At 36.3% G+C, this 24,795-nt stretch carries 26 protein-coding genes; 8 read left to right on the plus strand and 18 right to left on the minus strand.

What is annotated here, in order from left to right; genetic code table 11:
• The first annotated feature begins 456 nt into the window (after positions 1-456).
• Entirely contained in the window at positions 457-1,452 is a 996-nt protein-coding gene (locus tag ACAN53_RS11840; RefSeq protein ID WP_379970321.1) for an ion channel, read from the plus strand.
• 111 nt (positions 1,453-1,563) lie between these two features.
• Here ACAN53_RS11840 and ACAN53_RS11845 read toward each other — a convergent pair whose 3' ends face one another.
• Both ACAN53_RS11845 and ACAN53_RS11850 read right to left on the minus strand, forming a co-directional pair.
• Positions 1,564-2,913 carry a glucose-6-phosphate isomerase gene (locus ACAN53_RS11845; RefSeq protein ID WP_379970322.1) on the minus strand — a complete coding sequence of 450 codons (1,350 nt, stop codon included), beginning with the start codon at positions 2,911-2,913 and terminating at the stop codon, positions 1,564-1,566.
• Positions 2,914-3,100: 187 nt separating this feature from the next.
• Complete coding sequence (locus tag ACAN53_RS11850; protein WP_379970323.1) at positions 3,101-4,264, minus strand: iron-containing alcohol dehydrogenase; 1,164 nt, start codon at positions 4,262-4,264, stop codon at positions 3,101-3,103.
• Positions 4,265-4,397: 133 nt separating this feature from the next.
• Here ACAN53_RS11850 and ACAN53_RS11855 point away from each other — a divergent pair, with 133 nt between their 5' ends.
• Positions 4,398-4,631: a DUF378 domain-containing protein gene (locus ACAN53_RS11855; protein ID WP_379970324.1), complete on the plus strand. Its 234-nt coding sequence runs from the start codon at positions 4,398-4,400 to the stop codon at positions 4,629-4,631.
• A gap of 82 nt (positions 4,632-4,713) precedes the next feature.
• On the opposite strand, the gene yugI is transcribed toward ACAN53_RS11855, so the two are convergent.
• The 3 genes from yugI to ACAN53_RS11870 all read right to left on the minus strand — a co-directional run bounded on the left by yugI (position 4,714) and on the right by ACAN53_RS11870 (position 6,900).
• The gene (gene yugI, locus ACAN53_RS11860) at positions 4,714-5,061 is read right to left on the minus strand and encodes a S1 domain-containing post-transcriptional regulator GSP13 (RefSeq protein WP_379970325.1); all 348 of its coding nucleotides are present in this window, start codon (positions 5,059-5,061) and stop codon (positions 4,714-4,716) included.
• Between the two features lie 166 nt (positions 5,062-5,227).
• A complete protein-coding gene (locus ACAN53_RS11865) occupies positions 5,228-6,409 on the minus strand; it encodes an aminotransferase (protein ID WP_379970326.1) in 1,182 nt (393 codons plus the stop codon).
• A complete protein-coding gene (locus tag ACAN53_RS11870; protein ID WP_379970327.1) occupies positions 6,406-6,900 on the minus strand; it encodes an Lrp/AsnC family transcriptional regulator in 495 nt (164 codons plus the stop codon). The genes ACAN53_RS11865 and ACAN53_RS11870 overlap by 4 nt, the downstream gene beginning before the upstream one ends.
• A 167-nt stretch (positions 6,901-7,067) precedes the next feature.
• On the opposite strand from ACAN53_RS11870, the gene ACAN53_RS11875 reads away from it, so the two are divergent.
• Both ACAN53_RS11875 and ACAN53_RS11880 read left to right on the plus strand, forming a co-directional pair.
• Positions 7,068-8,030, plus strand: a complete 963-nt coding sequence (locus ACAN53_RS11875; protein WP_379970328.1) for a 2-hydroxyacid dehydrogenase — start codon at positions 7,068-7,070, stop codon at positions 8,028-8,030.
• A gap of 94 nt (positions 8,031-8,124) precedes the next feature.
• Positions 8,125-8,994, plus strand: coding sequence for an alpha/beta fold hydrolase (locus ACAN53_RS11880; protein WP_379970329.1), 870 nt, complete (start codon positions 8,125-8,127; stop codon positions 8,992-8,994).
• A gap of 53 nt (positions 8,995-9,047) precedes the next feature.
• Here ACAN53_RS11880 and ACAN53_RS11885 read toward each other — a convergent pair whose 3' ends face one another.
• From ACAN53_RS11885 to ACAN53_RS11895, 3 genes are all read right to left on the minus strand, one after another.
• Entirely contained in the window at positions 9,048-9,311 is a 264-nt protein-coding gene (locus ACAN53_RS11885) for a DUF1871 family protein (RefSeq protein WP_379970330.1), read from the minus strand.
• Between the two features lie 205 nt (positions 9,312-9,516).
• Positions 9,517-10,053 (minus strand): superoxide dismutase family protein, encoded by a 537-nt coding sequence (locus ACAN53_RS11890; RefSeq protein WP_379970331.1) that lies wholly within the window; start codon positions 10,051-10,053, stop codon positions 9,517-9,519.
• 90 nt (positions 10,054-10,143) lie between these two features.
• On the minus strand, positions 10,144-10,329 hold the full coding sequence (locus tag ACAN53_RS11895; protein ID WP_379970332.1) for a hypothetical protein: 186 nt from the start codon (positions 10,327-10,329) through the stop codon (positions 10,144-10,146).
• 117 nt (positions 10,330-10,446) lie between these two features.
• Here ACAN53_RS11895 and kapB point away from each other — a divergent pair, with 117 nt between their 5' ends.
• Positions 10,447-10,830, plus strand: coding sequence for a kinase-associated lipoprotein KapB (kapB, locus tag ACAN53_RS11900; RefSeq protein WP_379970333.1), 384 nt, complete (start codon positions 10,447-10,449; stop codon positions 10,828-10,830).
• A 39-nt stretch (positions 10,831-10,869) separates the two neighbouring features.
• Here the strand turns inward: kapB and kapD are convergent, their stop codons facing one another.
• Positions 10,870-11,493, minus strand: a complete 624-nt coding sequence (gene kapD / locus ACAN53_RS11905) for a 3'-5' exonuclease KapD (RefSeq protein WP_379970334.1) — start codon at positions 11,491-11,493, stop codon at positions 10,870-10,872.
• Positions 11,494-12,221: 728 nt separating this feature from the next.
• Here kapD and ACAN53_RS11910 point away from each other — a divergent pair.
• Positions 12,222-13,598 carry a glycine--tRNA ligase gene (locus ACAN53_RS11910; protein WP_379970851.1) on the plus strand — a complete coding sequence of 459 codons (1,377 nt, stop codon included), beginning with the start codon at positions 12,222-12,224 and terminating at the stop codon, positions 13,596-13,598.
• A 114-nt stretch (positions 13,599-13,712) separates the two neighbouring features.
• On the opposite strand, the gene ACAN53_RS11915 is transcribed toward ACAN53_RS11910, so the two are convergent.
• Positions 13,713-14,093, minus strand: coding sequence for a hotdog fold thioesterase (locus ACAN53_RS11915; RefSeq protein ID WP_379970335.1), 381 nt, complete (start codon positions 14,091-14,093; stop codon positions 13,713-13,715).
• 235 nt (positions 14,094-14,328) lie between these two features.
• On the opposite strand from ACAN53_RS11915, the gene ACAN53_RS11920 reads away from it, so the two are divergent.
• Together ACAN53_RS11920 and ACAN53_RS11925 are read left to right on the plus strand one after the other, a co-directional pair.
• Entirely contained in the window at positions 14,329-14,913 is a 585-nt protein-coding gene (locus ACAN53_RS11920) for a biotin transporter BioY (RefSeq protein WP_379970336.1), read from the plus strand.
• Between the two features lie 469 nt (positions 14,914-15,382).
• Positions 15,383-16,453 carry a glycosyltransferase family 4 protein gene (locus ACAN53_RS11925; protein WP_379970337.1) on the plus strand — a complete coding sequence of 357 codons (1,071 nt, stop codon included), beginning with the start codon at positions 15,383-15,385 and terminating at the stop codon, positions 16,451-16,453.
• Positions 16,454-16,535: 82 nt separating this feature from the next.
• Here ACAN53_RS11925 and ACAN53_RS11930 read toward each other — a convergent pair whose 3' ends face one another.
• From ACAN53_RS11930 to ACAN53_RS11965, 8 genes are all read right to left on the minus strand, one after another.
• Positions 16,536-16,928, minus strand: a complete 393-nt coding sequence (locus ACAN53_RS11930) for a DUF2304 domain-containing protein (RefSeq protein WP_379970338.1) — start codon at positions 16,926-16,928, stop codon at positions 16,536-16,538.
• Positions 16,925-17,641: a glycosyltransferase family 2 protein gene (locus ACAN53_RS11935; RefSeq protein WP_379970339.1), complete on the minus strand. Its 717-nt coding sequence runs from the start codon at positions 17,639-17,641 to the stop codon at positions 16,925-16,927. The genes ACAN53_RS11930 and ACAN53_RS11935 overlap by 4 nt, the downstream gene beginning before the upstream one ends.
• Positions 17,642-17,667: 26 nt before the next feature.
• The gene (locus ACAN53_RS11940; RefSeq protein ID WP_379970340.1) at positions 17,668-19,584 is read right to left on the minus strand and encodes a DUF2142 domain-containing protein; all 1,917 of its coding nucleotides are present in this window, start codon (positions 19,582-19,584) and stop codon (positions 17,668-17,670) included.
• Positions 19,585-19,665: 81 nt separating this feature from the next.
• Positions 19,666-21,366: a hypothetical protein gene (locus ACAN53_RS11945; RefSeq protein ID WP_379970341.1), complete on the minus strand. Its 1,701-nt coding sequence runs from the start codon at positions 21,364-21,366 to the stop codon at positions 19,666-19,668.
• Positions 21,367-21,380: 14 nt separating this feature from the next.
• Complete coding sequence (locus ACAN53_RS11950; protein ID WP_379970342.1) at positions 21,381-22,160, minus strand: substrate-binding periplasmic protein; 780 nt, start codon at positions 22,158-22,160, stop codon at positions 21,381-21,383.
• Positions 22,161-22,352: 192 nt separating this feature from the next.
• Positions 22,353-22,691 carry an EamA family transporter gene (locus ACAN53_RS11955; protein WP_379970343.1) on the minus strand — a complete coding sequence of 113 codons (339 nt, stop codon included), beginning with the start codon at positions 22,689-22,691 and terminating at the stop codon, positions 22,353-22,355.
• Positions 22,684-23,025 carry an EamA family transporter gene (locus ACAN53_RS11960; RefSeq protein WP_379970344.1) on the minus strand — a complete coding sequence of 114 codons (342 nt, stop codon included), beginning with the start codon at positions 23,023-23,025 and terminating at the stop codon, positions 22,684-22,686. The genes ACAN53_RS11955 and ACAN53_RS11960 overlap by 8 nt, the downstream gene beginning before the upstream one ends.
• Before the next feature lie 530 nt (positions 23,026-23,555).
• Positions 23,556-24,572: a glycosyltransferase family 2 protein gene (locus ACAN53_RS11965; RefSeq protein ID WP_379970345.1), complete on the minus strand. Its 1,017-nt coding sequence runs from the start codon at positions 24,570-24,572 to the stop codon at positions 23,556-23,558.
• Positions 24,573-24,795: the final 223 nt, after the last annotated feature.

A 24,795-nucleotide genomic window follows, 5' to 3' on the forward strand; every position in this document is an offset into this window, starting at 1 on the left:
TCATCCTGAGCCAGGATCAAACTCTCCATAAAAGTTAAAGTTTGTCTAAGCTTTAAAAAATAAAACTGACGTTTCATGTTTTGTTTAGTTTTCAAAGAACTTGCTATCGCCTTACAGCGACTTTTACACTATATCATTTCGTAAAAATAATGTCAAACCTTTTTTTAAAACTAGGTTTTTTTATATCCTTCCGAACCGACGAATAATAATATAACATGATAAATATATCTTTGCAATCCTTTTTTATTAAAAATACCAGTAATTCTTTTCTAGCAATAAGAACTATCTTTCCTGTGCAAAAGTACTCTCTTAATAAAGACTTTATTACATTTTTTCAACCATAGTTAAATCAAGACATTTCATCCTTCAAACACAACCAAATAGCATTATTGGTATGTTTTTCCTACAATAAAAATGGTTACACTGAAAACGTGTGTATGGTAAAGGAGTTAGTGTATGAACAACAATAGCCTTATTCTAGAAAGATTTCGTTTATCAATTATAATTCGAACTTCTATTTTACTCGGAGGTTTAATTATTATATTTGGGGTGGCCATTCATTTTCTCGAGCCAACTATTTTCCCTTCCATTTTTGATGGGATTTGGTGGGCAATTGTTACTGTATTTACAGTTGGATATGGAGACTACGTACCGCGAAGTACATATGCGAGACTTCTCGGCATTTTGCTTATACTTATGGGGACTGGATTTGGTTCTTACTATATGGTATCTTTCGCAACGGAATTAATTAGCAGACAATATACAAATCAAAAAGGACAAGCTACTGTTTCCCTTGCCGATCATCTCATAATAGTCGGGTGGAACGAGCGAGTCAAACGAGTAGTAAGCCAATATAAAATTTTGTATCCCCAAAAAAATATCGTACTAATAGACGAAACGCTTCCTACACTCCCTTCTGATTACTCTCATCTATATTTTGTAAAAGGTTGTGCCCATCATGATGAGGTAATAGGGCGGGCAGGAATTAAAATGGCAGCTATGATTCTTATTACAGCTGATAAAGAAAAAAGCGAAGGAGATGCAGACGTTCAATCCGTTTTAACAGTTCTAACAGTCAAAGGTTTGAATCCAAATATATACTGTATCGTAGAAATGCTTACAACACATCAAATTCAAAATGTGAAACGGGCAGGCGCAGATGAAATTGTGCAAGCCAATAAGCTAACGAGCTTCGTAATGACTGCTTCTATGATTTATCCTTCTTCCTCTGAAACATTTATATCACTGTGCAATCAAATCACAGCAAATAAAATACAGATTATATCAATGCCATACTTAGGCGAAGAAATGTTGTTCAGACATTATAGTCTACAATTAATGAAACAAGATACGCTGCTACTTGGGGTGCAAAGAGGAAGAGAAATCATCATCCATCCTGTCCATCCTTTTCATTTAAAAGAAAAAGATATGCTTATTGTAATAAACAGGTAATCATTTCGATTATTTTCATTTTTTTCAAAAATGGATACTATGAACAATCAAAAATTTAAGGGATAATAATAGAAAATTTTTCACCTTCTATCATTATCCCCTCTACATTTCTTATTTCAAGCGTTCTTCTAATTGTGCTTTTAATTCTTCAAATCCTGGTTTTCCTAATAATGCAAACATATTTTTCTTATAAGCTTCTACCCCAGGCTGATTAAATGGATTTACTCCTAATAAGTACCCACTCATTGCACAAGCCTTTTCAAAGAAGTAGACAAGATATCCGAATGTATATTCATCAAGTGTAGGAATATTTACAATTAGGTTTGGAACACCGCCATCATTATGTGCCAGAACCGTACCTTGGAATGCCTTTTTGTTAACAAAGTCCACTGACTTTCCAGCCAAATAGTTTAATCCATCTAGATCAGACTCTTCCATTCCAATTTCTAATTCATGACGTGGCTTTTCCACATTGATAACTGTTTCAAATAAATCACGACGACCTTCTTGAATATATTGCCCAAGTGAATGAAGATCTGTAGAGAAATTAGCTGAAGAAGGGTAAATTCCTTTTTGGTCCTTTCCTTCACTTTCACCAAACAGTTGCTTCCACCATTCTCCAAAATATTGAAGTGCCGGTTCATAGTTAACAAGCATTTCAATCGTTTTTCCTTTGTTATAAAGAGCATTGCGAACAACAGCATATTGATAAGCAGCATTTTCTTCAAGTTCTGATTTATTGAAGTCCTCGCAAGCTGTTGCTGCTCCTTTCATCATTGCTTCAATATTTAAACCGCTTACTGCGATTGGAAGTAATCCCACTGCAGTGAGTACTGAGAACCGGCCACCAATATCATCAGCGATAACAAAGGATTCATATCCTTCTTCATTTGCTAACGTTTTTAATGCTCCGCGCGACTTATCTGTAGTTGCATAGATACGTTTTTGTGCTTCTTCCTTGCCGTACTTCTCTTCTAGCATCTTTCTAAAAATACGAAACGCAATTGCAGGTTCAGTAGTCGTACCAGATTTAGAAATAATGTTAATGGAATAATCTTTTCCCTCTAACACGTTCATAACATCCTGTAAGTATGTAGAACTAATGTTTTGCCCTACAAAAATGACTTGTGGTGTTTTCCGTTGTTCACTAGAAAGCAAATTATAGAAAGAATGATTTAACATCTCAATAGCTGCACGTGCCCCTAAATATGATCCACCGATTCCAATAACAAGTAGAATATCTGAATCTGCTTTAATTTTTTCAGCACTTTGTTGAATACGTGCAAATTCATCACGATCATAAGTAACAGGCAGATCTACCCATCCTAAAAAATCACTACCTGCACCTGTTTTTTCATGAATGGCATGGTGAGACACCTTTACTGCATCACGTAAATATGTAAGTTCATGTTCATTAATAAATGATAATGCTTTTGAATAATCAAAAGTTATGTGTGTCATGTTATTCCCTCCAATAATAGAATATCCATTCCCATATTCACTTTAACGAAACAAATCTTGTAAATCAAGCGCACTTCTATTTGTAAGCGTGTCCAATATGAACAATTTATAAATTAGACAAATATTGACTATTTTTAGAGGTAAACATACAAAAAAAGAGACGATATGTATTCGTCTCTCTCAATTTTTACAAGGATGCACGGTAAATAGAAAGTACATCTTCTTTCGTTAATTTTTTGAAATTACCAAATGGTCCATATACGACCGTCTTCTCTGCCATAATATCTAGCTTATCATCATGAATATCATAATCAGCTAATCGAGAAGGTGCACCTAGTGAAATCCAGAAGTTACGAAGCGCTTCTATTCCTTCTAATGCCACATCACGATCTGATTTTCCTTCGGCACGAATGTTAAATACACGAATAGCTAATTGTTTAAATCGAGATACATCTTCATCTACCGCTTGCTTCATCCAATTTGGAAACAATATAGCTAACCCACCACCATGCGGAATGTCATACACGGCAGATACAGCATGTTCAATATTATGAGTAGCCCAGTCTCCGCGAAGTCCCATAGAAAGTGAACCATTAAGCGCCATCGTGCCTATATACATTATCGTGGAGCGATACTCATAATTGTGAAGATCTTCAAGAAGCTTTGGCGCTGTTTCAATTGCAGTCAATAAGAGTGATTCACAGTAACGGTCTTGAACTGGTGTATTTGTTCCTTTGTGAAAATATGATTCCAATACATGAGACATCATATCGACGATTCCATACACCGTCTGCTTAGCTGGTACAGTATATGTATAGGTTGGATCTAGGATAGAAAATTTAGGATATGTAACAGGGCTTCCCCAGCCATATTTCTCATTTGTTTCCCAGTTTGTAATGACAGAGCCTGGATTCATTTCAGAGCCTGTTGCTGCATGTGTAAGCACCGTACCAAATGGAAGGGCTTCTGCAGCAATTGCTTTTTTAGTAACTATATCCCAAACATCTCCGTCATATTTAGATCCCGCTGCAATTGCTTTCGTACAATCAATTACACTTCCGCCGCCTAGTGCAAGAATAAGCTCAACTCCGTTTTGCTTGCAAATTTCTACTCCTTTATGAACAGTAGAAAGGCGTGGGTTTGGTTCAACGCCGGATAATTCCCATACTTTTGCACCTAACTCTTGTAATATATTTATTGTTGCATCATATACACCATTATGTTTTATACTTCCGCCGCCATATACAAGTAAAACTTTGTCTCCATATTTCGGCATCTCTGTACGTAATATTTCTATTTGATCTTTACCAAAAATTAACTTTGTTGGATTTTGAAATGTGAAACTTTGCATAAATTCATCTCCTTTTCTTCGTTCTTCTTTAACCATAACAAAAATTACCCAAACCACAAAAACATCTGCATAAAAATTTCATTTTCAAAACATTCTATAAGAGAAGAAATGATTACTTAGGAGGGAATTTTAGATGAGTACACTACAGAGAATTGCTTTAGTGTTTACAATAATAGGTGCGATAAACTGGGGACTAATTGGTTTTTTCCAATTTGACTTAGTTGCTGCTATTTTTGGAGGACAAGATGCAGCCTTGGCTCGTATCATATATGGAATCGTTGGCATATCAGGTTTAATTAATTTAGGTTTATTGTTTAAACCATCTGAAGAACTTGGTACACATCCAGAACCACGAAACGTGCGGTAAGATTATATAAACAAAAGAGCCCCATTAGAGGCTCTTTTGTTTATTAGCACCGTTACATATGTACAATGTTACTCTAATGTTTTTACACTTGCTTGATCCATTCGTTTAATTTTTCGCGAAGTGTTTCAAAACCATCGGGAGCAGGTTTCAGAACTTTCATTGTTGTTTGTTTCGATGAAATCATTTGTTCTTCAACTGCTTTTAAGGATAAGCTTATTTTCTCATGTTCCTCATCCACAGCTAACACTTTTACGTCAATTTTATCTCCTACTTGAAGAAAATCATGAATATCTTTCACATATCCATTCGTAATTTCTGATATATGGATCAATCCTTGTGTATGTTCATCTAAAGCAACAAATGCTCCATATGCTTGAATGCCTGATACAACTCCACTTACGACTGCTCCAGCATGATATATGCGTGTCATACTAACACTCCTATAAATAAAACAAGATTGCTAAATTATAACACGTATATTCATTACCTTCAAAAGGATGCATTCCTTAAGAAAAAAATTTTTTGAAATGTATGTATAAATAAAAATAAGGGGGAGATACTATTAGCACATGGCTTTCTAGTATTCCCCCCTATTTTTAGGACAAAACGTTAATCGTTTTGTCTTTTTTTTGCAGAAATTTTTTCATTCTTGAAACAGCTTCTAATAATTGCTCCATTGATGTTGCATAAGAACAGCGTACATATCCTTCTCCGCTTTCACCAAATACTGAACCTGGCACTACAGCAACCTTTTCTTCTACAAGCAATTGTTCTGCAAATTCTTCTGAAGTTAGACCCGTAGACTTTATAGAAGGAAATGCATAGAATGCTCCGCCTGGTAAATGACAAGAAAGTCCCATTTCATTGAAAGACTTGGTAATAAAATTACGACGTTGTCGGTAACTTTTTCTCATTTCTAGTACATCGGATTCGCCATGTCGAAGTGCTTCTAACGCAGCATGTTGAGACATGGTCGGTGCACACATAATCGTATATTGATGAATTTTAAGCATAGGCTCAATAAAGTTCTTAGGAGCGGCTACAATTCCAAGACGCCAGCCAGTCATCGCAAATCCCTTCGAGAATCCATTTATGAGAATCGTATTCTCGTACATATTGCGAATCGCTGCAAAGCTCGTATAAGGTTCATCATAAACAAGTTCGCCGTATATTTCGTCAGCAAGTACAATTAAATTGTATTTGTCTACTACCTCAGCGATGCCTTCTAATTCTTCTCTACTTAAAACCGTTCCTGTTGGATTATTTGGTGAACAAAGAATCATTGCTTTGGTTTTTGTTGTAATCGCTTCCTCAAGTTCTTCTGGTTGCAACTTAAAATTATTCTCTGCTAACGTAGAAATGGTTACAGGAACCCCTCCTGCAAGCGATACCGTCGGTGCATAAGATACAAAGCATGGCTCCACTACAATGACTTCATCACCAGGATTAATAATAGTCCGGAGCGCTGCATCTAATGCTTGACTTGCTCCAATCGTAATAATAATTTGCGTTTCATCATAAGATACATCGAATTGCTTTTTTAAATAACGGGACACTTCTTGACGTAATTCAAGTAACCCTGCGTTTGCTGTATATGCTGTAAATCCTTCTTCTAGAGACCGTATACATGCTTCACGTACGTGCCATGCAGTCACAAAGTCGGGTTCCCCCACACCAAGTGAAACAACACCTTTCATACCGGAAGCTAAATCAAAAAATTTCCGAATACCTGATGGTTGTAAATCTACTGCTGTTTTTGATAAAGTGAAGCTTTTCATGGTGTCACCACAATCCGTTTATCATCATCTGGTTGATCAAAAATAATGCCATCATGCTTATATTTTTTCAAAATAAAATGAGTAGTAGTAGAAAGAACAGAATCTAATGTAGATAGCTTATGTGCAACAAAGCTAGAAACTTCAGTCATCGTTTTCCCCTCAACTACAACTGATAAGTCATACGCACCTGACATTAAATATACAGATTTCACTTCAGGATAACGATATATTTTCTCTGCAATTTCATTAAAGCCTACACCGCGCTTTGGTGTTACCTTCACATCGATCATGGCAGTTAAGCCTTCTTGCTCTTTTACCTTCGTCCAATCGACGAGTGTTACATAGTCAACAATAATTTTTTCGCTTTCAAGCTTTTTCATCATTGCTTCGGCTTCGCCAACTTCTAAGTCTAACATTTTTGCTAACGCATCAATTGGAAGACGGCTATTTTTTTCTAAACAATCGAGAAGTTCTAATTCTTTTTCAGTCATATATGTCATTTCCTTTCTTCAACACTACATTTTACCACAGTGAATGAAATAAATACCCTTGCATTGAGTATACAAACAATTCTTTATTTTGCAAATTCATGTTCTATAACATTACAATGATTTTTTTATTATTATATGACAAAATGGATGGAAAGGAGGATAAGACAATGAAACCGAATGTTTATATTACTGAGGAAATTCCTAAGGAGGTGGAGCAATATATTGCAGGCCATTGTAATTATGAAATATGGAAAGGGGATCAAACAATTCCCCGAAAACATTTATTACAAAACCTACAAGACAAACATGGATTACTTAATTTTGGCGTAACTATTGATGAGGAGCTACTTCAGGCAGCACCGCACCTACAAGTGGTAAGCAATATATCAGTTGGGTATGATAATTTTGACACCAATGTAATGAAAGCGCATAACATAATGGGAACAAACACGCCTTATGTACTCGATGATACAGTTGCTGATTTAATTATCGGCTTGATGCTTACTGCTTCCCGTAGAATTTGTGAAATGAATTCCTATGTGAAGGAAGGACGGTGGGAAGATCAGATTCATAAGGAATACTTTGGTTTAGACGTTCATCACGCAACGATTGGCATTATTGGAATGGGCCGAATTGGGGAAGTTGTTGCTAAACGAGCTGCACTTGGTTTTGATATGAATGTACTTTATTATAATCGCAGACGAAAAGAAAAAGCTGAAAAAGCTTATCATGCAGTCTATTGTAACCTAGACGAGCTACTTCAAACATCAGATTTTATTGTACTTATGACTCCATTAACCGAAGAAACGTATCATCTTATTGGGGAACGTGAATTTAAACAGATGAAAAAGACAGCGATTTTTATTAATGCTTCCCGTGGTAATACCGTTGATGAGAAAGCGTTATTTACTGCATTGCAGCAAAAACAAATTTTCGCTGCCGGCTTAGATACCTTCACTCATGAGCCAGTAGCTAAGGATAATCCTTTGTTACAATTAAATAACGTCATTACACTTCCACATATCGGTTCTGCTACACAAAAGACACGGTATGACATGGCTATGACTGCCGCACAAAATCTAGTAGCCGCATTATATGGAAAAACACCACCATACGTAGTAACAAAATAGCCAGGGGACAAAGCATTTGTTTTGTCCTATTTGTGTAGGCATAGAACTAGAAAGGATGGGGATGATAGTAACAAAAATAAATGAGGTGATTGCCATGACAACAGAAATTTCTCTTCCAAACTTCTCTTATTCCATTCAAGGAATTACTGTTCATTATGAGCTCTACAACTATAATCCAAGCTCAAAACAACCAACATTCATACTTATTCACGGCTTTCTTTCTTCTACATTTAGCTATCGCAGACTAATTCCGCTCCTTGCCAAACAAGGAACAGTGATTGCATTGGATCTCCCTCCGTTCGGAAAAAGTGAAAAATCTACTACTTTCACCTATTCCTACAAAAACCTGGCTAATCTAATTATTCGTCTCATTGAGCATCTACAACTTTGCAACGTCGTATTAGTTGGTCATTCCATGGGAGGACAAATTTCACTTTATGTAAGCCGCTTACGACCAGACTTAATAGACCGTTCTGTACTTCTTTGCAGTTCTGGATATTTATCTCGCTCAGCCTTTCCTCTTGTGTATTCTTCATACCTACCGTTTTTTTATTTATATATGAAAAATTGGTTCGTACGAAGAGGGGTACTGCAAAATTTGCTAAATGTTGTTCACGATACGGATTTAATTGACGATGAAATGATGCAAGGATATGCAGCACCCTTTTATGATGATCGAATCTTTCAAGCTTTAACACGCATGATTCGCGACCGAGAAGGAGACTTAGCATCACATGAATTACGAAAAATCCAAACACCCACCCTCCTCATATGGGGAGAAGAAGACCGAGTCGTCCCAATCTCAGTAGGAAAAAGACTACACAGTGACTTAGAAAACTCAACCTTCATCTCCTACGAGAGAGCCGGACACCTACTACCAGAAGAAAAACCACAACACGTATACGAAAACATACTAAACTTTGTCGACATGCAGAAAAGCGAAGCAGGCTGTTCAGCTCAGTAGGACAGAAGTTCTCTACACAAAAAGGATGACTCCAATAAATAGAGTCATCCTTTTTATTTATGAAAAATATTGCAGCTTTGTGAGTTTTTTAATTCCACAAGGTGCTGTGCTAATTGCTTGCATTTTTCCATAGATACTTTTTCTTCGAAGGATAAAAAATAAATGCGTTGAATTTTTGTTGCTATGTAATTAATATCATCAAACTTTGTAACGATATGCACAATATCACTTGCCTCTGTTTCATAGAATTCCGGTCCAAAATGAAATGGATCCCATTCTTTCACAACCTCGACAAGCTTTATATACACCCCACTCATCCTATCCCTCCTGTCCTTTATTATTGTACTACAACTTTTAATACATCATCATACTTCGCTATGTAAACTATTGTACAGCAAATTGAGAATAGCTTGCATATTCGCACTTTCCTATCTTTCAAGTATCCTTTATTTCAATTGTACCCCCCATAGTCCTACAAGTGAATAGCAAAAGATACAATACAAATAGCTAGCCTATATGAACCTATTGCCCATCTCCTTTTGTTTTTTCAACAATTACACCGCACACTATGCGTTTTCCTGAATTTCCTGCCGGCTGCGTCATACCATCATCCGGACCCTCCGTTATAATAAGCGACGTTCCATCTTTACGCCGCAATGTCTTTTTCCCCTCTTGAAATGATAGGTTAGGCGCTACGATCTTTGCTTTAATTTCTCCCTCATTCGTTGCAGATACATTTGGTAAATCACCATTTTCTGCCCCTTTTTCATTCAAAAGTCCATGTTCTTTATTATCTGGATTAAAATGATTTCCTGAAGAAATGAATGCTGGTCCCTCACATAGACCAATTTCATGAACGTGTAAACCATGTGGACCAGGTGTGAATCCCTTTGCTTTAATTTTAATTTCAATTCCATTCGGTTGCTCTGACATTTTTGCTGTGCCTACTTCGTCACCTGCAGCATTGTGCAGCTTTACATCCACCTGCTTTGGCTGACCCTTTTCACAACCGCTCACCAAGAGAATAGATAAAGTAACAAGAGCTAATTTCAGTATCATATGATGTTCCTCCAACATAACCTTTTCCCTTATATTTACCTTATCCGTGAGAAACATACAAAATAAGAAGGGTACCAACAGATTATTGCTTTATTTCCGCTCGTTTTCTTGTAACATAATCTTATGTTCTAACTCATTAATACCTTTCATTTCTCGTTTTGACACAATGATAAATATCCGCACTGTTACAAATGCAGCAATAAAAAATAATAAACATGTAATGACTGCTGGAACATATTCCATTTTATCCTGAGGAAAATAAAGATATGGGATCATAGCCAATCCTCCTTACATTTTATTCTGATTGTATAGAAATAAAGAAAGAACCTTCATTGTTATTTTGACTTTAACCTACTCCATTCTGTAGGATTAAAAAAAAGGGAGGTATATTATATGGAAGACATATTTCAAATTGGAGAGATTGTTACAGGTATATATAAAACCGGTGTATACATTGGGGAAATAACTGAACTTCGCCCAACTCAATATTTACTAAAGATACTTGCTGTCATAAAACACCCCACTCAAGGAGACTTACATCATATAAAGCAAACGAATGTCCCATTTTTTCATGAACGGCGCTCATTAGCTTTCCAGGAACAAGCTTTCGTTCCAAAACAAATGGTAAAGCGTTACACAGACGCCATTCCTACCTATAAAGAATCATTACAACTTGCACTAGAAAAACAAATCGTAAGCTTACAAGAAGACCATACGGAATGGGCTAATCGGAGCCTCGAGCATTTGTACAATCTAAAAAAAGAATATAAGATCTAAAAGCAAGGCCAAGTTACCGCAACCTTAGTAATTTGGCCTTTAATGTGCTCTTACCTTTTTTAACAGTTTCGATAAGTCAATAACTTCTCCAATTGTCGTTGGAGCAGGTTTTATTAAATATTGTTTATCCTTTTCGACAAGATTAAATATACTATAGGTCGTTAATGCATCATCAAGCGCTCGGTGATGTTTGCCTGTTCCCTTCTTTCCATAAGCTTCAATGGCTTTCCAAAGTCCAGTCTGATTACGATCGCCGAAAAAACGCTTATATTCGAGTGCCAAATCACGATGTTTTCCCTTAAATGGATATAGCAAACCATTTATTTCACAATTTTTCCTTAAAACCTTCATGTCCATGTTACCCCAAGTAATAACTGTACTAGATTCTGATTGCTCATATCCTCGAAGTGTATCAATAAATTGATGAAAACATAATCCATCCTCAATATCATCTTGATCAATATTTAAAAACTTTTTACAGCGTTCTGTTAGTATGGTGAATTTTTCAGGTTTAATAAAGCTTGAGAACGTATCTGCAATTTTACTATCCACAACCGCTACCAAACCAACTTCTATAATCTCCGGATAAAATCCAAAGGGCTTTTTTTTATTTTCTGGCATCGTAAACTCAAAATCTATAAATAAATAATTTTGTTCATTCATACGATCCCTTCCTTTTATTTCATTCCACCCCTATATAATTAGGTTTGGTTTGATGAATAGGCGTTTTCCCGACAGTTATGTACTTTATATATATGTGAAAATAAATAAAATATTTTCATAAAGTTTGTATCTTTTTTCAGAATATAAAATTGGATCCAATTCCTTGCTTACTGCAAGGAAAATACTTGTATACTAAAATAGATATTAGAATAAAGGAGCAAATGCATAAAATGTTCGAACGTATCATACTCATCTTGTGTATTTTTTCAGAACATGTTAGAATAAATCCAGCTATCTATACTGTTGCAATGACGGATACATAAGTACTTGCAAATGAAGCGATCTAGGGACGGTGAGAGCCTAGACATGCAAGGAAAAGGCAATCCTGAGCCATACAAGTTTCAAGGGGGCATACACCAAGTAATGCCAACTAGGGTGGAACCGCGAGTACAACGCTCGTCCCTAGGCGTAAAGCCTAGAGACGAGCGTTTTTTATTTAGAAAAGCGGAACCGGCTTGTTCAGCTCCATAGGGCAGAAGTTCTCCACACAAAAAGGCGCTTTCTGCCTTTATGGGTGGAGGTTTTCTGACCGGAGGAGCTAGCCGGTGCAGCTAGACAACAAAAGCGGAACCGGCTGTTCAGCTCCACTTCAACAATGGATTCAAGTATTATCTCTAAATACAGATAACTCAAGCAACAAAGCATTTAAATTTAAGGAGGAAAATAACATGACTTCTATGGAACAAATTGTGAATTTAGCAAAACATCGCGGATTTGTATTTCCAGGCTCTGAAATTTATGGTGGCTTAGCAAACACATGGGATTACGGCCCGCTTGGCGTAGAATTAAAAAACAACGTAAAAAAAGCATGGTGGAGAAAGTTTATTCAAGAATCCCGCTATAACGTAGGATTAGATGCAGCTATTCTCATGAATCCCCAAACATGGGTTGCTTCTGGCCACGTTGGTAATTTTAACGATCCAATGATTGACTGTAAACATTGTAAAGCGCGTCACCGTGCTGATAAGTTGATTGAAAATGCTTTAGAAGCAAAGGGAATTGAAATGGTTGTAGATGGCCTATCCTTTGATCAAATGGTAGCCCTAATTAAAGAACACGAAATTAAATGTACAGAGTGTGGAAGCGATGATTTCACAGAAATTCGTCAATTCAACTTAATGTTTAAAACTCATCAAGGTGTAACACAATCAAGTACAAATGAAATATTCCTTCGTCCTGAAACAGCGCAAGGTATTTTTGTTAACTTCAAAAATGTACAACGCTCTATGCGTAAAAAGTTACCACTTGGTATTGGCCAAATCGGTAAAAGCTTCCGTAATGAAATTACACCAGGTAACTTTACATTCCGTACAAGAGAATTCGAACAAATGGAACTCGAATTTTTCTGTAAACCAGGTGAAGATTTAGAATGGTTCTCCTTCTGGCGCGAGTATTGCAAAAACTTTTTACTTTCTCTTTCTATTAAGGAAGCAAGCATTCGTCTTCGCGACCATGGTGAGGAAGAATTATCACATTACAGCAATGCTACAACCGATATTGAATTTAAATTTCCGTTTGGTTGGGGTGAGCTATGGGGCATTGCAAGCCGTACAGATTTCGACCTAAAACGTCATATGGAGCATTCCAATGAAGACTTTAACTACATCGATCCACAAACGAATGAACGCTATGTACCATATTGCATCGAACCATCGCTCGGAGCAGACCGCGTAACATTAGCATTTCTATGCGATGCCTTTGAAGAAGAACAACTAGAAAACGAAACGCGTACCGTTCTTCACTTCCATCCCGCACTCGCACCATTTAAAGCAGCTATACTTCCATTATCGAAGAAACTAGCAGAAGGTGCTGGAGAAGTGTATGCTGAGCTTTCTAAGCACTTCATGGTTGATTATGATGAAACAGGATCCATTGGCAAACGCTATCGCCGCCAAGATGAAATCGGAACGCCGTACTGTATTACATTTGACTTTGATTCACTAGAAGATAAGCAAGTAACCGTTCGTGACCGTGATTCTATGGAACAAATTCGTATGCCAATTAGCGAATTACAATCATTCTTGGAAAGTAAAATTGAATTTTAAGAAAAGAAAACAAAGAGGAAATCTGCAAATGGATTTCCTCTTTTTCCTCTCATAGAACGTCTAGTTGTAGGGTGTTCCTATCATTTAACATCATACAAATCAGACGGCAACTACTCAAGCACGCTTCGCTTTTATTGCCACTGTACACCGCGATATACATACTAATGCTTTCTCTTCATCAAAAATTTTAATATCCCATACCATCGTTGTATTTCCTCTATGTAAAGGAGTTGCTACTGCCGTAACAATTCCATCACGTTTAGATCGAATATGATTCGCATTAATTTCCAATCCAAAGCAGATTTCATTTTCCTGATCAATTAGGTTATACGTCCCAATGCTAGCAACCGTTTCTGCCAATGCTACGGAAGCCCCACCGTGCAAATATCCAAATGGTTGATGGGTACTTTCGTTAACCGGCATCGTCGCTTCTACCCGCTCCTCCGTCAACTTTGTAATTTCCATACCTAACGCTTCCATCAATGTTTTTACCATGCATCTCTCTCCTTTTCTTTTTTTAATAGATGCATCTATTTTATATTTATAATTCGCCTCATAGCTATACTTTCCTTCTTCATAACAATTTCGTCAAACTATATCGTAGCGTATTTTCATTCCTTTTTTAGAAAATTACCGATGTAAAAGATAGCGATTACAAAATTTCTATTGACAATTAAAGGTTCTATTTGTACGATATTGTTAACTTATATTTTTTGGAGGTTAACATATTATGCGTAAACTTCGTACAATTGACATGACTCTTGCCGCTATGTTTGTAGCTCTTATGGCAATTGGAGCAAACATTACTTCTTGGGCTCCCTTTCTCCAAATCGGTGGGATTCCTCTCTCTATGCAACCTTTCTTTACTATTCTAGCAGGTTTGCTTTTAGGTAGTCGTCTTGGTTCTATTTCCATGTTTGTTTATATGCTAGTAGGTCTTGCTGGAGCACCCATTTTTGCTGGATTTTCCGGTGGTATCGGTTCATTGTTTAAATTATCAGGTGGATTTATAATTTCTTATATTATAGCAGCTTATGTAGTAGGTAAAATAATGGAACGCCAAGAGAAACCAAAGTTTCCTACATTTCTCTTTGCTTCTTTTGTCGGAATTGTCCTTATATACGTAATTGGTACCAATTATATGTATCTAGCTGCCAAGGTATGGTTAGCATTACCACTTACTTATTCGGCAGTTTGGAAAACGATGACATGGTTCATGGTTAAAGATCTCGTATTTACTATTATAGGTGCAGTCATTGCTCCTCGTATATACCAAGCTGTTCGAACAAACCCATCCTATTCTCGTACTGCTTAAGTAACATGCTCGCCAAATAGGCGGGCATGTTTTTCTTTTTCCTCTAAAAAAAACGTCCTCTCTCGCTTCTAATCGCTTATAATAAGGTTATATAGATTGTTTCAGTGAGTGAATATATTCTATTAAATTGTTTTGAGAAACAACTTGAATCATCTAAATAAAGGAAAAATCATACAAGGCTTACTACTAGCATTGATATTACATACGTTTGCTTTTTACCGCCAAATAAATTATTCTGAAGAGAGAATAAAATTGCGAAAACAAAGGTTTTCCTTAGAATTCCTTAAAAGAAAGCTAACAATTGTGTAATTGTCACCTTCTTTTTCACGCTTGGCGCTGCTCTGGAAACGCTGCTTTCATATTTATCTGCTCAATTTCTAAAAAGCAGAAACTCCACTTTGGACTCTAGAACGAGAACAAACATAGCAACAACGACGAGCTGTATTTTTTGTATAGGGAAGGAATTAAGATGGCAAAAATCATGTATATATTAAATTACATAGGAGACGGAGGAACAGAGAAGTATGTAATGAACTTGATAGAAGCAGTTGGACGTGATCATTGCATATTCGTATATTCAACTCCGGGTCCCCTTCTAAAAAAATTTAAACAAATGAATATTCCAATATATCAAGTAAAAATGCGGCATCCATTTGACTTACAGGCTGCATGGCAAGTACGTAAAATCGCATTGAAAGAGAATGTTGATATTATTCATGCTCAATTTTTACGGGAAAATTTCATTTCTATTTTAGCGAAAAAACTAGGGGCTAATGTTCGTGTTATTTGGACTTATCATGTAGATGTTCCAATGCCGCTATTTTTACGAACGATAAATGAGCGGTTTACAAAGCAGAATGATACGATAATCTGTGTGTCTCAATTTATGAAAAAACGTCTACTCGAAAAAGGTGCAAATGAAGAAAAGATTCAAGTCATATACAACGGTATAGAAAATCCTCTCATCATGAGACCTACGAAGCACAATCAGGTGAAACAAATCGGTGTGATTGGAAGACTAAGTAAGGAAAAAGGACACTTTTTTTTATTGCAAGCATTAAAGCATCTAAAGCGAAATCATCCATCCTTAACATGGCATTGCAATATTATTGGGGAAGGTCCTCTTATGCAAAAATTAGTAGAAACAGCGGAAGCGTTCGGATTGTCAAATCAAATTTCGTTTAAAGGATTCCAGGAAAATGTGATTGAAGAATATACGAACAACGATATCATTGTTATTCCTTCTGAAAATGAATCCCTCTCCTATGTAGCAATTGAATCTTTAGCTACACAAACTCCTGTGATTGCTACAAACATTGGGGGACTCCCAGAGGTAGTGATTAATAAGGAAACGGGTCTTCTCGTCCCATATGGAGATGAAGTGAAATTAGCAGCTGCGATTCAAACGATTTTTGAAAATCAAGAACTGTATTCGCATATTGCGAAACAAGGAAGAAACTATTATTTACAACATTTTACCATCCAAGCAATGATTGATAAGACATTTGATGTATACGAGCAAACAAATAGCCTTCTGTAAAACAGGAGGCTATCTTTATGTAAAAAACCAAAAGAAGCATGAGCTCTTAAGTTCATGCTTCTTTCTATTCACCTTATAAGGATTACACATGCTGGGATACTTTTTCTTCTTTTGGTTTCTCTGTTACATACTTTTTCAATTTTTCATTTTCAAACTGGTACAATGCTACTTGTTGCGTAAGATTCTTTATACGAACAGATAATTTCGATAACGTAACAGATACATAAAATAACAAACAGGAAGTGAAGATAAACCCAAAGAAAAACAAGGAATTCATTGGGGTCTCCACACCTAATAAGAACGAAATGCTGTCTATAACAGCAGGAAAAATGGTTAATATGAGTATCCCAATTAATACAGCAAACCAGATGAGTACATATCGCAATTCCATTTTTTCCTTACGCACCAAATTAAGGAACTGAACAAATGTAAAGATCACTCCAATAATAATTAGCGCCTGTAAACGGAAGGTCATCTTACCCCACCCTTTCTAATCGGCTTTAGTTTATCAATCATAATCGCTAGAGAAACTTTCACCATATAATAGAGTGCCTTCATATTGACGATAGAAGACGTTCCTCCCATTCGTTCTCTCATGATGACAGGTGTCTCCTCTACCAGGTATCCATTTCGAATGATAGAAACTACGCTCTCTGGTTCCGGATAATCGGTTGGATAATATTCGCAAAATTCATCAATAATATTTTTACTTACCATTCGAAATCCCGATGTTGGATCGGTAATACGTTTTCGAATGACAAATTGAATCAGGAATTCAAAAAATTGAATGCCTATTCGTCTTGAAAAGGAGGACTGAAATCCTTCCTTTGTAATGAAACGAGAACCGATTACCATATCAGCTTGCTTCTCATTCATTGTTGCTAACAACATAGCTGCATACGAAGCATCATGCTGTCCATCTCCGTCAAATTGCAGTGCTACATCATACTCATACTTTTGCGCATATTTATAACCCGTTTGCATTGCCCCGCCAATACCTAAATTAATAGGCAAATTCACATAATTAAAATGATGCGTCTTACATATTTCTTCCGTATTGTCAGTCGAACAATCATTAATAATCACGTAATCAAAATCGGGTGCGTTTTGTTTAATATCTTGAACGACGTGAATAATGTTCATAGATTCGTTAAATGCGGGAACAATAATTAATTTTTTTTGATACAACCGGGATCCCTCTCTTTATGACTAAATTAATACAGCTTTGCATACCAAAACAAGAACGAATACGCTAAAAACAAAGCGGCTGCCCGTGAGGCAAAGATAGCTATGTTCGGTTTATCTATTTTAATTGTAAAATGAGACCGAATAAGCATGAGTATCACAGGTATGATTGGGATAAAATATCTTCCCTGCACACCGTACACATACATATTTCCAATACTTGTCCACGTTAAATAAAGGCTAAGCATAATGAGTATCGTGACGCTAGCTGTAACAAAGCGAAATCCCCACGTTTGCATGTTCGATAAGACAAATGGACGATCCTGCTGATCAAGAATAGCAATAAGAACCAATACAATTGGATAAATCGCAATAATTCCTCGAAGCGGAGTAGATAAAAATCCGATTGTGTTGTACATTTGGAGCCATTCGCTCATACCATGGTCAAATGATCGGGTAAATACTTGCAGTGCCCCGATTGGATTTTGCATAATAAACGCTAGCTGTTTACTAGCAGATACATGTCCGCCGGCAACGGCATCCCCTACATAATGCATGACAAATACGTTCCAACCTGCTACAAGTAACGTTGCAATGCCTATTACAATGCCATTATAGCGAATATACGATTTTTTTGATCCGAACTTTTCGGGAGATACGAGAAGCATAAGTAATAGTAATGGCCAATACGTAAATTTACAAAGTGCCATTAAGCATCCCGAAATGGCGAGTAGGATCCGTTCCTTTTTTGTTACTTCTTCCTTTTGGAACCATACCTTCATGAGCATAGCGAAGAAGAGAAAGCTGAATGACATCAGCATGGCATCTCCAGACAAACTGCTAGCATGGAACATAATAATCGGTCCGAGCATGAAAAACATGAATGTACGTTTCATAACTGGAATCTGCGATAAAGCATATGCGGATATGGCAAGAAATGCGAATAAATTCGCTAATCGTCCGAAAATATTCGCCGTCCAAATATCAGCATGAAAAATCATCGCTATTTTCAGACCAATTGCTTGCGGTATATATGGGATAAACGTATATACTGCGGTAGTTGGCTGAAATGTAAATACTTGCTTAGAAGGATCGTCTGGTGTTACGCTACTTCCTTGGATATACTTCGCAATGTCGGGATTAAATTTTTCATCCCTTTCAATGGGAGCAACCTCAGTATCTAATATCTTTTGTGATACATAATAGCCTACATAGCCGTTGACTTTAGGCGTGATCAGATGTCCCTGTGCCACATCTTCACTTTTTAAATAATGTACATATTCATCTGACGCCTGATAAATAGGCGTAAAGACAGCAAAGAAAAATCCGAATACCAATGCAATGATAACATATTCCTTCACTATATTTGTACCCGCAAATAGAAGGAAAGCAGTTAGACTTGCCGCTAACACGAAAAGGACGGCTAATTTTCCATACGGAACGGAAGCAAGGCTATATGTAACGACCATCGCTTTCGCCTGATATGCTTTATCATTTATACTGACAGATGCGTTTTCAAATGGTTCTGCTGTTTTTAACGAAATTTCTTTTGCTCCATCATATTTAATATTTGAAAGTTGTACCTCTAGCTTTTTTTCATTCCCCTTTACTTTTGATAAAGGGAGATACACTTGTCCAAGTACATTCAGTTGTAAATTAGAGATGTGAAATTCATCATAACCACTATCTGATACGATTTTTACATCCGCTGTAAAGCCGGTTTCACTTGCTTCTGAATTAAAACCAATCGTAATTCCTTCGATATTTGTATGCTTAGGGAGTAAGTATTGGGAAACCGTATCACCAGCATGTAACGGGATATAGTCCCGTAAATTTTTTGTATTTCCCGCCTGTTCATGTACAAGATCACCGCGGGAGGAAGCATATAAAAAAATAATTGCTAATATAGAAATAAAGATTATAGACCAACGTAAAGACCGAGTCATTCGAATTGAAAACTCCTTTCTGCATAAGCCAATAAAGCCAAGGATTTAAAAAACACTACAATGCTCTTCTCTCTGATTCAATTATGAAAGCTCAACCTTTTTCTTTTTATGATAGAAGAATAAGAGCCCAAGCATAATAAATAGGAAAACACCTGATACGAGTTTGCTCCATTTTTGTATACTGGTTTCTTGATATTGAAACGTTACTGTTCCTGTTCCTTTCGGTAATTCTAATGTGGCTAAATTCGTCGAACCTGCATACACTGGAATCTGATACATCTTTCCATTTTCCGCTACTTGTGCAACATATCCTTTGTAATAAATAATCGGCATAGCGATTTCACCACGATCACTGTTTGCATACGTAAAAGAAATATGGTTTCCATCTTTTTTGAAGTTATCATATTTGATACTTTCATTCACATGCAGCGGCCCACTATCTGGCTGAATATCATCAATGTTCACACCAGTCGGCAAATATTCTCTTCCTGCTCCTAAAAACTTAGAGTCTTTCAAGAAAGCCTCAGCGCTCGGTTTTCTATTTTCGAAACTTGCTTGATAAATCAGATTCATATTTAACAGCAAGACCGTGCCAATAAATAGCGCAGAAATAAATGCTCTCTTGTTGTATCGCACAATCATCTCATGTACGTACATACTCGAACCGATTGCAAGAAATAAAGTAACGAATACTAAATATCGCCATGGAAATTGAACTGCATTTAGCGGTGTTTCATCGAATAAATTCCAAGGAAAAATTTTACTTGAAACAAAAAGGAGTACGAAACCAATGATGGTAAAATAATCTCCCTGTATCCATTTTTTTTCGAATAAGAGCATGCGCAAGAATGGAATCAGGAGTAGCAATAGACCGATATTTACTTTTGCATTGACTTCTCCACTTCGTGCATCATCATTGTTGATTGCATGAATGAAACTATTTCCAATATCTAGACCAGTATTGGAAACTTTAAAAACAGGTGCATACTGCGCTACTAGTGGCTGCGCTTGCATCTGTTCAACTAAAGGCAACGTAATATAGAGTGTCAATCCTCCGACTAAAACGGTAGACAGCACGAGCCATAATAGCATTTTTAAATTATTTTTCCAAGCTGGAAAGCTAACAAGCAGTAACCCAAATAAGACAGTCACCATCATCATGGTCGTGACAACATGAGCCATAACAAGTGCACACATCCCCATCACAAACCAATACCAAACATTCTTCTGTTTATACACCATAAGATAGAACGATGCCAATACGACTGGTACAAAAGCAAACGCGATCGTTTCACCAAGTGCACCACGATTATACGTATCGATAAAATGATAAGAGGAAAGTGTATAAATAACACTAGCAAAAAAACTGATGTCACGCTTTTGCGTCATAGCCATCACAGACAAATACGTCAATACCAATGTCATAAACGTAAGAACGAGGATTAAAAATCGATAGGCAAGCAATAAATTATCCTTTACAAACACTTGAAACAAAGAAGCAATATACAAAAAGGTATTTGAATAAAACGTATCGACCGCATACCCAAATCCATTCATAAAATGCATGTTAATATAAGGATACCAAACCCCACTCTTTATATTATCTGTTAAGCCTTGAATTCTGGCGAGATGAAATCGGAGATCCTCCCCATATATCATGCCACTACCAAATAAGATACTATTACTAAATATCGTTAATGCTCCAAATATACATAATAAAGTAACCGGCCATAACCAAGAACGTCCTTTTATAAATTTCATAAATTCCATCAAGTTTTTCACGTTCCTTTTCCTACCTAATCATTTTTTCCTTGAAACCATTTATCCTCAAGCTTCTTCATCGTTCCATCATTCTTCATTTCTTCTAACTTCTTATTGAAAGTTTGAACGAGAGAATCATTTCCTTTTCGATACATGAGCCCAATGCTTTGCTGCTGTGGAAATGTATAACCGACTTCTATATCGTCAATTTTATTCTCAGCTAGTACACTATCGATGACTTCTTTATCGAAAAGCATATATTTTGTTTTTCCCTTTTCTACATCCAAAATTCCATTTACGAACGTATCCCCTTGCATGACAAACATATTATATTTATTTGCAATAGAAGCATACACAGATGTGATTGGTAAGGAAATGCCCAATCCTTTTAAATTACTTAAGTTAATTTTTTCATCCTGACCTTTTTTTTGGATAATTACCGTTGTCGTCTGCTTATACGGAATCGAAAAATCAAACTTATTTTTGTCATTCGTTATGACAATATGACCCGTGGTAACATCAAATCTCTTCGAATTTAACCCCGCAATTAAGGAGTCTGAATTGGCATAATAATATTTGGTATGTAAACCCAATCGTTTTGCCGCTTCCTCCATAATATCAATGTCATATCCTGATAAATGTCCATTCTTATCAACAAACGAATATAGAGGAATCGTCGGATCTACGCCAATTCTTACTTCCTTCGTCTCATTTATCTGCGCAATCGTTGTTTTTCCGTTTTGCAGTTTATCCTGACCACAACCAACGGTTAATAGGACTAGAAATAACGTTAATATGGCGAACCCTTTTTTCATATTACTTTTCTCCAATCTCGTTATAAAACATACTACCTTTTGTGTATCGCTCACATACGAATAGAAAGATCCCAGTTGCCATGTAACCGATATATAATAGTGAAACAATGCTGAAATCAACTATCACTGCTTCATTATAACATTTTGACCCTATAAGATATTAGAGCTAAACGAAAATGATTGCTTCTAGATTTACTTGATAAAAAATATAATAATGCCGCATATTATGATTACATTTCCGATTACTTTTCGTGGTGTAATAGGTTCTCCTAAAAATAGTCTACTGAAGAGAAGCATAATAATGTAGCTGCATGATTCTAAGACCGATGCAACTGCTAGTGATATCCCTTTTAAGGCAATTAAATTAAAGCAGGCGTTAATGACAAATAGCGTATATCCAATGATGACATAGCGATTTGCATACTCCCGTAGCTTTGAATCATATTTTTGTAACGTAGCTTTTTTTAACAAAATTTGCGAATAATTTGCAAGTAAAACACCAAATAAGAATAGTAAGATATAATTATTCATCCTTTGTCACCACAACTATGCCGAAAATAATAACAGCAGCCCCAATTATTTGATTCCATACAATGTGTTCGTGAAAGAAAAGAGCGGACCATACAATGGTCCAAATAATAATGACCCCGCGATGGGAATAGGCTTTCGAAATCTCAAACTGAGCAATAACCTGTTGCCAAATAACCGCGTACAAGAACAAGAAAAATAGCAAAACAAAATAAGCTAAGAAAAAATAAATGGATCCAAGGGATACCGTTGAACTCCATTTCATATATAGCATAATCAAAGAGTACAGAAAAAAGGTTAGATGCAAATACACATAATGTTTAAATTCTACTTTCACGCTATGTTCACTCACTCTACTATTTACTAAATGCATTAGGGATACATTATCCCATCTATCCGTTCATATGTAAAACGCTGGTAGAGACTATAATTACAATCTAGATGCAACCGGATAATGTGGAACACTAAAAAAGGGGCACCTCTATAGGTAGTTGATAAATATCAAACTCCTATAGAGATTAATCTTGCATGGAGAATAAAGTGAAACTTCCATTAGTGGGGGTTCTTCATCCCCCACTAATGGTTAGTTGAACCAATCGGGCGTTTACGGGCAGTAGGACCCACACTTAGGTTTCTCTGATTTTTCTAAAACTTGAAGTGGGGGTCTTACTTCCCGTTAATGCGGGATAAAAAATTCGAAATGAAAGAAAGCTAGTCATCATAAGAATCATGATTTTATTTACAATCGTTTTGTTTAACACATTTGTAAACATAAAAATTATAATAAAACACATTGTCAAAAATGAGAATAAGAATATTTAAACAATTTGAAGAATGATTAGTTGATTCTGCGAATCATCAATTTGATTATTTAACAGTCTCTTTGTAGCGATGAACTTCACTATATGGAGACTCCTTACCTTCAGTCATTTGGAGGGAATATAAATCCATTTCAATGGTAAAACGTGGACGGCGTTTCGTTTCTTTGAAAATTTTCCCAATATATTCTCCTATGACTCCCATAGCAAGCAATTGAACTCCTCCGATAAACCATATAGAAAGTATAATCGAAGACCATCCGCTAACAACATCTCCTACCAACCTTTGAACCAATGCATAAATCCCCATAAGAATACTGATAAATGTAACAATGAAGCCCATAATTGCTACAAAACGGATTGGAACGATGGAAAAAGATGTAATTCCATCAAGAGCAAAGTTAATCATTTTTTTCAATGGGTACTTTGATTCCCCAGCAAATCGTTCCGCCCTATTATAAAATACATTCGTAGACTTAAACCCTAGCAACGGAATGATTCCTCGAATGAACATATTTTCTTCGCGAAATTGTAAAAATTCTCCTAGTGCTCGTTTACTTAATAGGCGAAAGTCTGCATGATTTGGAACTAATTTCACTCCCATTTTTCCCATAAATCCATAAAAAGCTAATGCTGTGCGACGCTTAAACGGAGTATCCGTATCACGCTTATCGCGCACCCCGTATACCACCTCATAGCCTTCATTAAACTTAATAATAAATTCGCGAATTGCTTGAATATCATCCTGAAGGTCGGCATCAATCGAAACAACACAGTCAGCATACTGATAAGCAGTTTCAAGACCAGCTAATAGTGCTCCTTGGTGCCCAAAATTACGGCTTAACTTTAAACCGGTAATCGATGCATTTTCTTTTGTATATGCCTCAATAATTTTCCAAGTCGTATCCTTACTTCCATCATCTACATATAAAATGTTGCTTTTCTCACTAACTAGTCCGTCTTTCTTCATTTCATCTAATAATTGCGATAATCTCTTGGTGGTTTCGCTTAATACTTCTTCCTCGTTATAGCATGGAACAACGACAGTTAAAATGGAATTATTCATAACTTTCGCTCCTAATGTTCGCTTACAATACTATCCAAATCATTATATCGATCATAGTATTATAACAGCAAATTGAGATATATGTAACTATTCCTTCTAGCAATTTTCCCCGTAATATTTCCAATTCCACATAAAAATTTCACTATTTATTCATTGGCTTTTTCTGCGATATGGTTGTGTAAAGGTACGATTAATATCGCTTCTCTCGTTTTTATAATGAGAA

This window comes from Ectobacillus soli (assembly GCF_042610425.1).
In the GTDB taxonomy this organism is placed as follows: domain Bacteria; phylum Bacillota; class Bacilli; order Bacillales; family Bacillaceae_G; genus Ectobacillus.

Excerpts from the sequence above, each read along its gene's own strand:
- ACAN53_RS11925 (WP_379970337.1), top strand. The coding sequence starts at position 15,383 with ATGGCAAAAATCATGTATATATTAAATTACATAGGAGACGGAGGAACA.
- ACAN53_RS11855 (WP_379970324.1), top strand. The coding sequence starts at position 4,398 with ATGAGTACACTACAGAGAATTGCTTTAGTGTTTACAATAATAGGTGCG.
- ACAN53_RS11950 (WP_379970342.1), bottom strand. The coding sequence starts at position 22,160 with ATGAAAAAAGGGTTCGCCATATTAACGTTATTTCTAGTCCTATTAACC.
- ACAN53_RS11845 (WP_379970322.1), bottom strand. The coding sequence starts at position 2,913 with ATGACACACATAACTTTTGATTATTCAAAAGCATTATCATTTATTAAT.
- ACAN53_RS11890 (WP_379970331.1), bottom strand. The coding sequence starts at position 10,053 with ATGATACTGAAATTAGCTCTTGTTACTTTATCTATTCTCTTGGTGAGC.
- ACAN53_RS11875 (WP_379970328.1), top strand. The coding sequence starts at position 7,068 with ATGAAACCGAATGTTTATATTACTGAGGAAATTCCTAAGGAGGTGGAG.
- ACAN53_RS11915 (WP_379970335.1), bottom strand. The coding sequence starts at position 14,093 with ATGGTAAAAACATTGATGGAAGCGTTAGGTATGGAAATTACAAAGTTG.
- kapD (WP_379970334.1), bottom strand. The coding sequence starts at position 11,493 with ATGAATGAACAAAATTATTTATTTATAGATTTTGAGTTTACGATGCCA.
- yugI (WP_379970325.1), bottom strand. The coding sequence starts at position 5,061 with ATGACACGCATATATCATGCTGGAGCAGTCGTAAGTGGAGTTGTATCA.
- ACAN53_RS11895 (WP_379970332.1), bottom strand. The coding sequence starts at position 10,329 with ATGATCCCATATCTTTATTTTCCTCAGGATAAAATGGAATATGTTCCA.
- ACAN53_RS11930 (WP_379970338.1), bottom strand. The coding sequence starts at position 16,928 with ATGACCTTCCGTTTACAGGCGCTAATTATTATTGGAGTGATCTTTACA.
- ACAN53_RS11885 (WP_379970330.1), bottom strand. The coding sequence starts at position 9,311 with ATGAGTGGGGTGTATATAAAGCTTGTCGAGGTTGTGAAAGAATGGGAT.
- ACAN53_RS11865 (WP_379970326.1), bottom strand. The coding sequence starts at position 6,409 with ATGAAAAGCTTCACTTTATCAAAAACAGCAGTAGATTTACAACCATCA.
- kapB (WP_379970333.1), top strand. The coding sequence starts at position 10,447 with ATGGAAGACATATTTCAAATTGGAGAGATTGTTACAGGTATATATAAA.
- ACAN53_RS11870 (WP_379970327.1), bottom strand. The coding sequence starts at position 6,900 with ATGACTGAAAAAGAATTAGAACTTCTCGATTGTTTAGAAAAAAATAGC.
- ACAN53_RS11880 (WP_379970329.1), top strand. The coding sequence starts at position 8,125 with ATGACAACAGAAATTTCTCTTCCAAACTTCTCTTATTCCATTCAAGGA.
- ACAN53_RS11940 (WP_379970340.1), bottom strand. The coding sequence starts at position 19,584 with ATGACTCGGTCTTTACGTTGGTCTATAATCTTTATTTCTATATTAGCA.
- ACAN53_RS11955 (WP_379970343.1), bottom strand. The coding sequence starts at position 22,691 with ATGAATAATTATATCTTACTATTCTTATTTGGTGTTTTACTTGCAAAT.
- ACAN53_RS11910 (WP_379970851.1), top strand. The coding sequence starts at position 12,222 with ATGACTTCTATGGAACAAATTGTGAATTTAGCAAAACATCGCGGATTT.
- ACAN53_RS11840 (WP_379970321.1), top strand. The coding sequence starts at position 457 with ATGAACAACAATAGCCTTATTCTAGAAAGATTTCGTTTATCAATTATA.
- ACAN53_RS11850 (WP_379970323.1), bottom strand. The coding sequence starts at position 4,264 with ATGCAAAGTTTCACATTTCAAAATCCAACAAAGTTAATTTTTGGTAAA.
- ACAN53_RS11965 (WP_379970345.1), bottom strand. The coding sequence starts at position 24,572 with ATGAATAATTCCATTTTAACTGTCGTTGTTCCATGCTATAACGAGGAA.
- ACAN53_RS11920 (WP_379970336.1), top strand. The coding sequence starts at position 14,329 with ATGCGTAAACTTCGTACAATTGACATGACTCTTGCCGCTATGTTTGTA.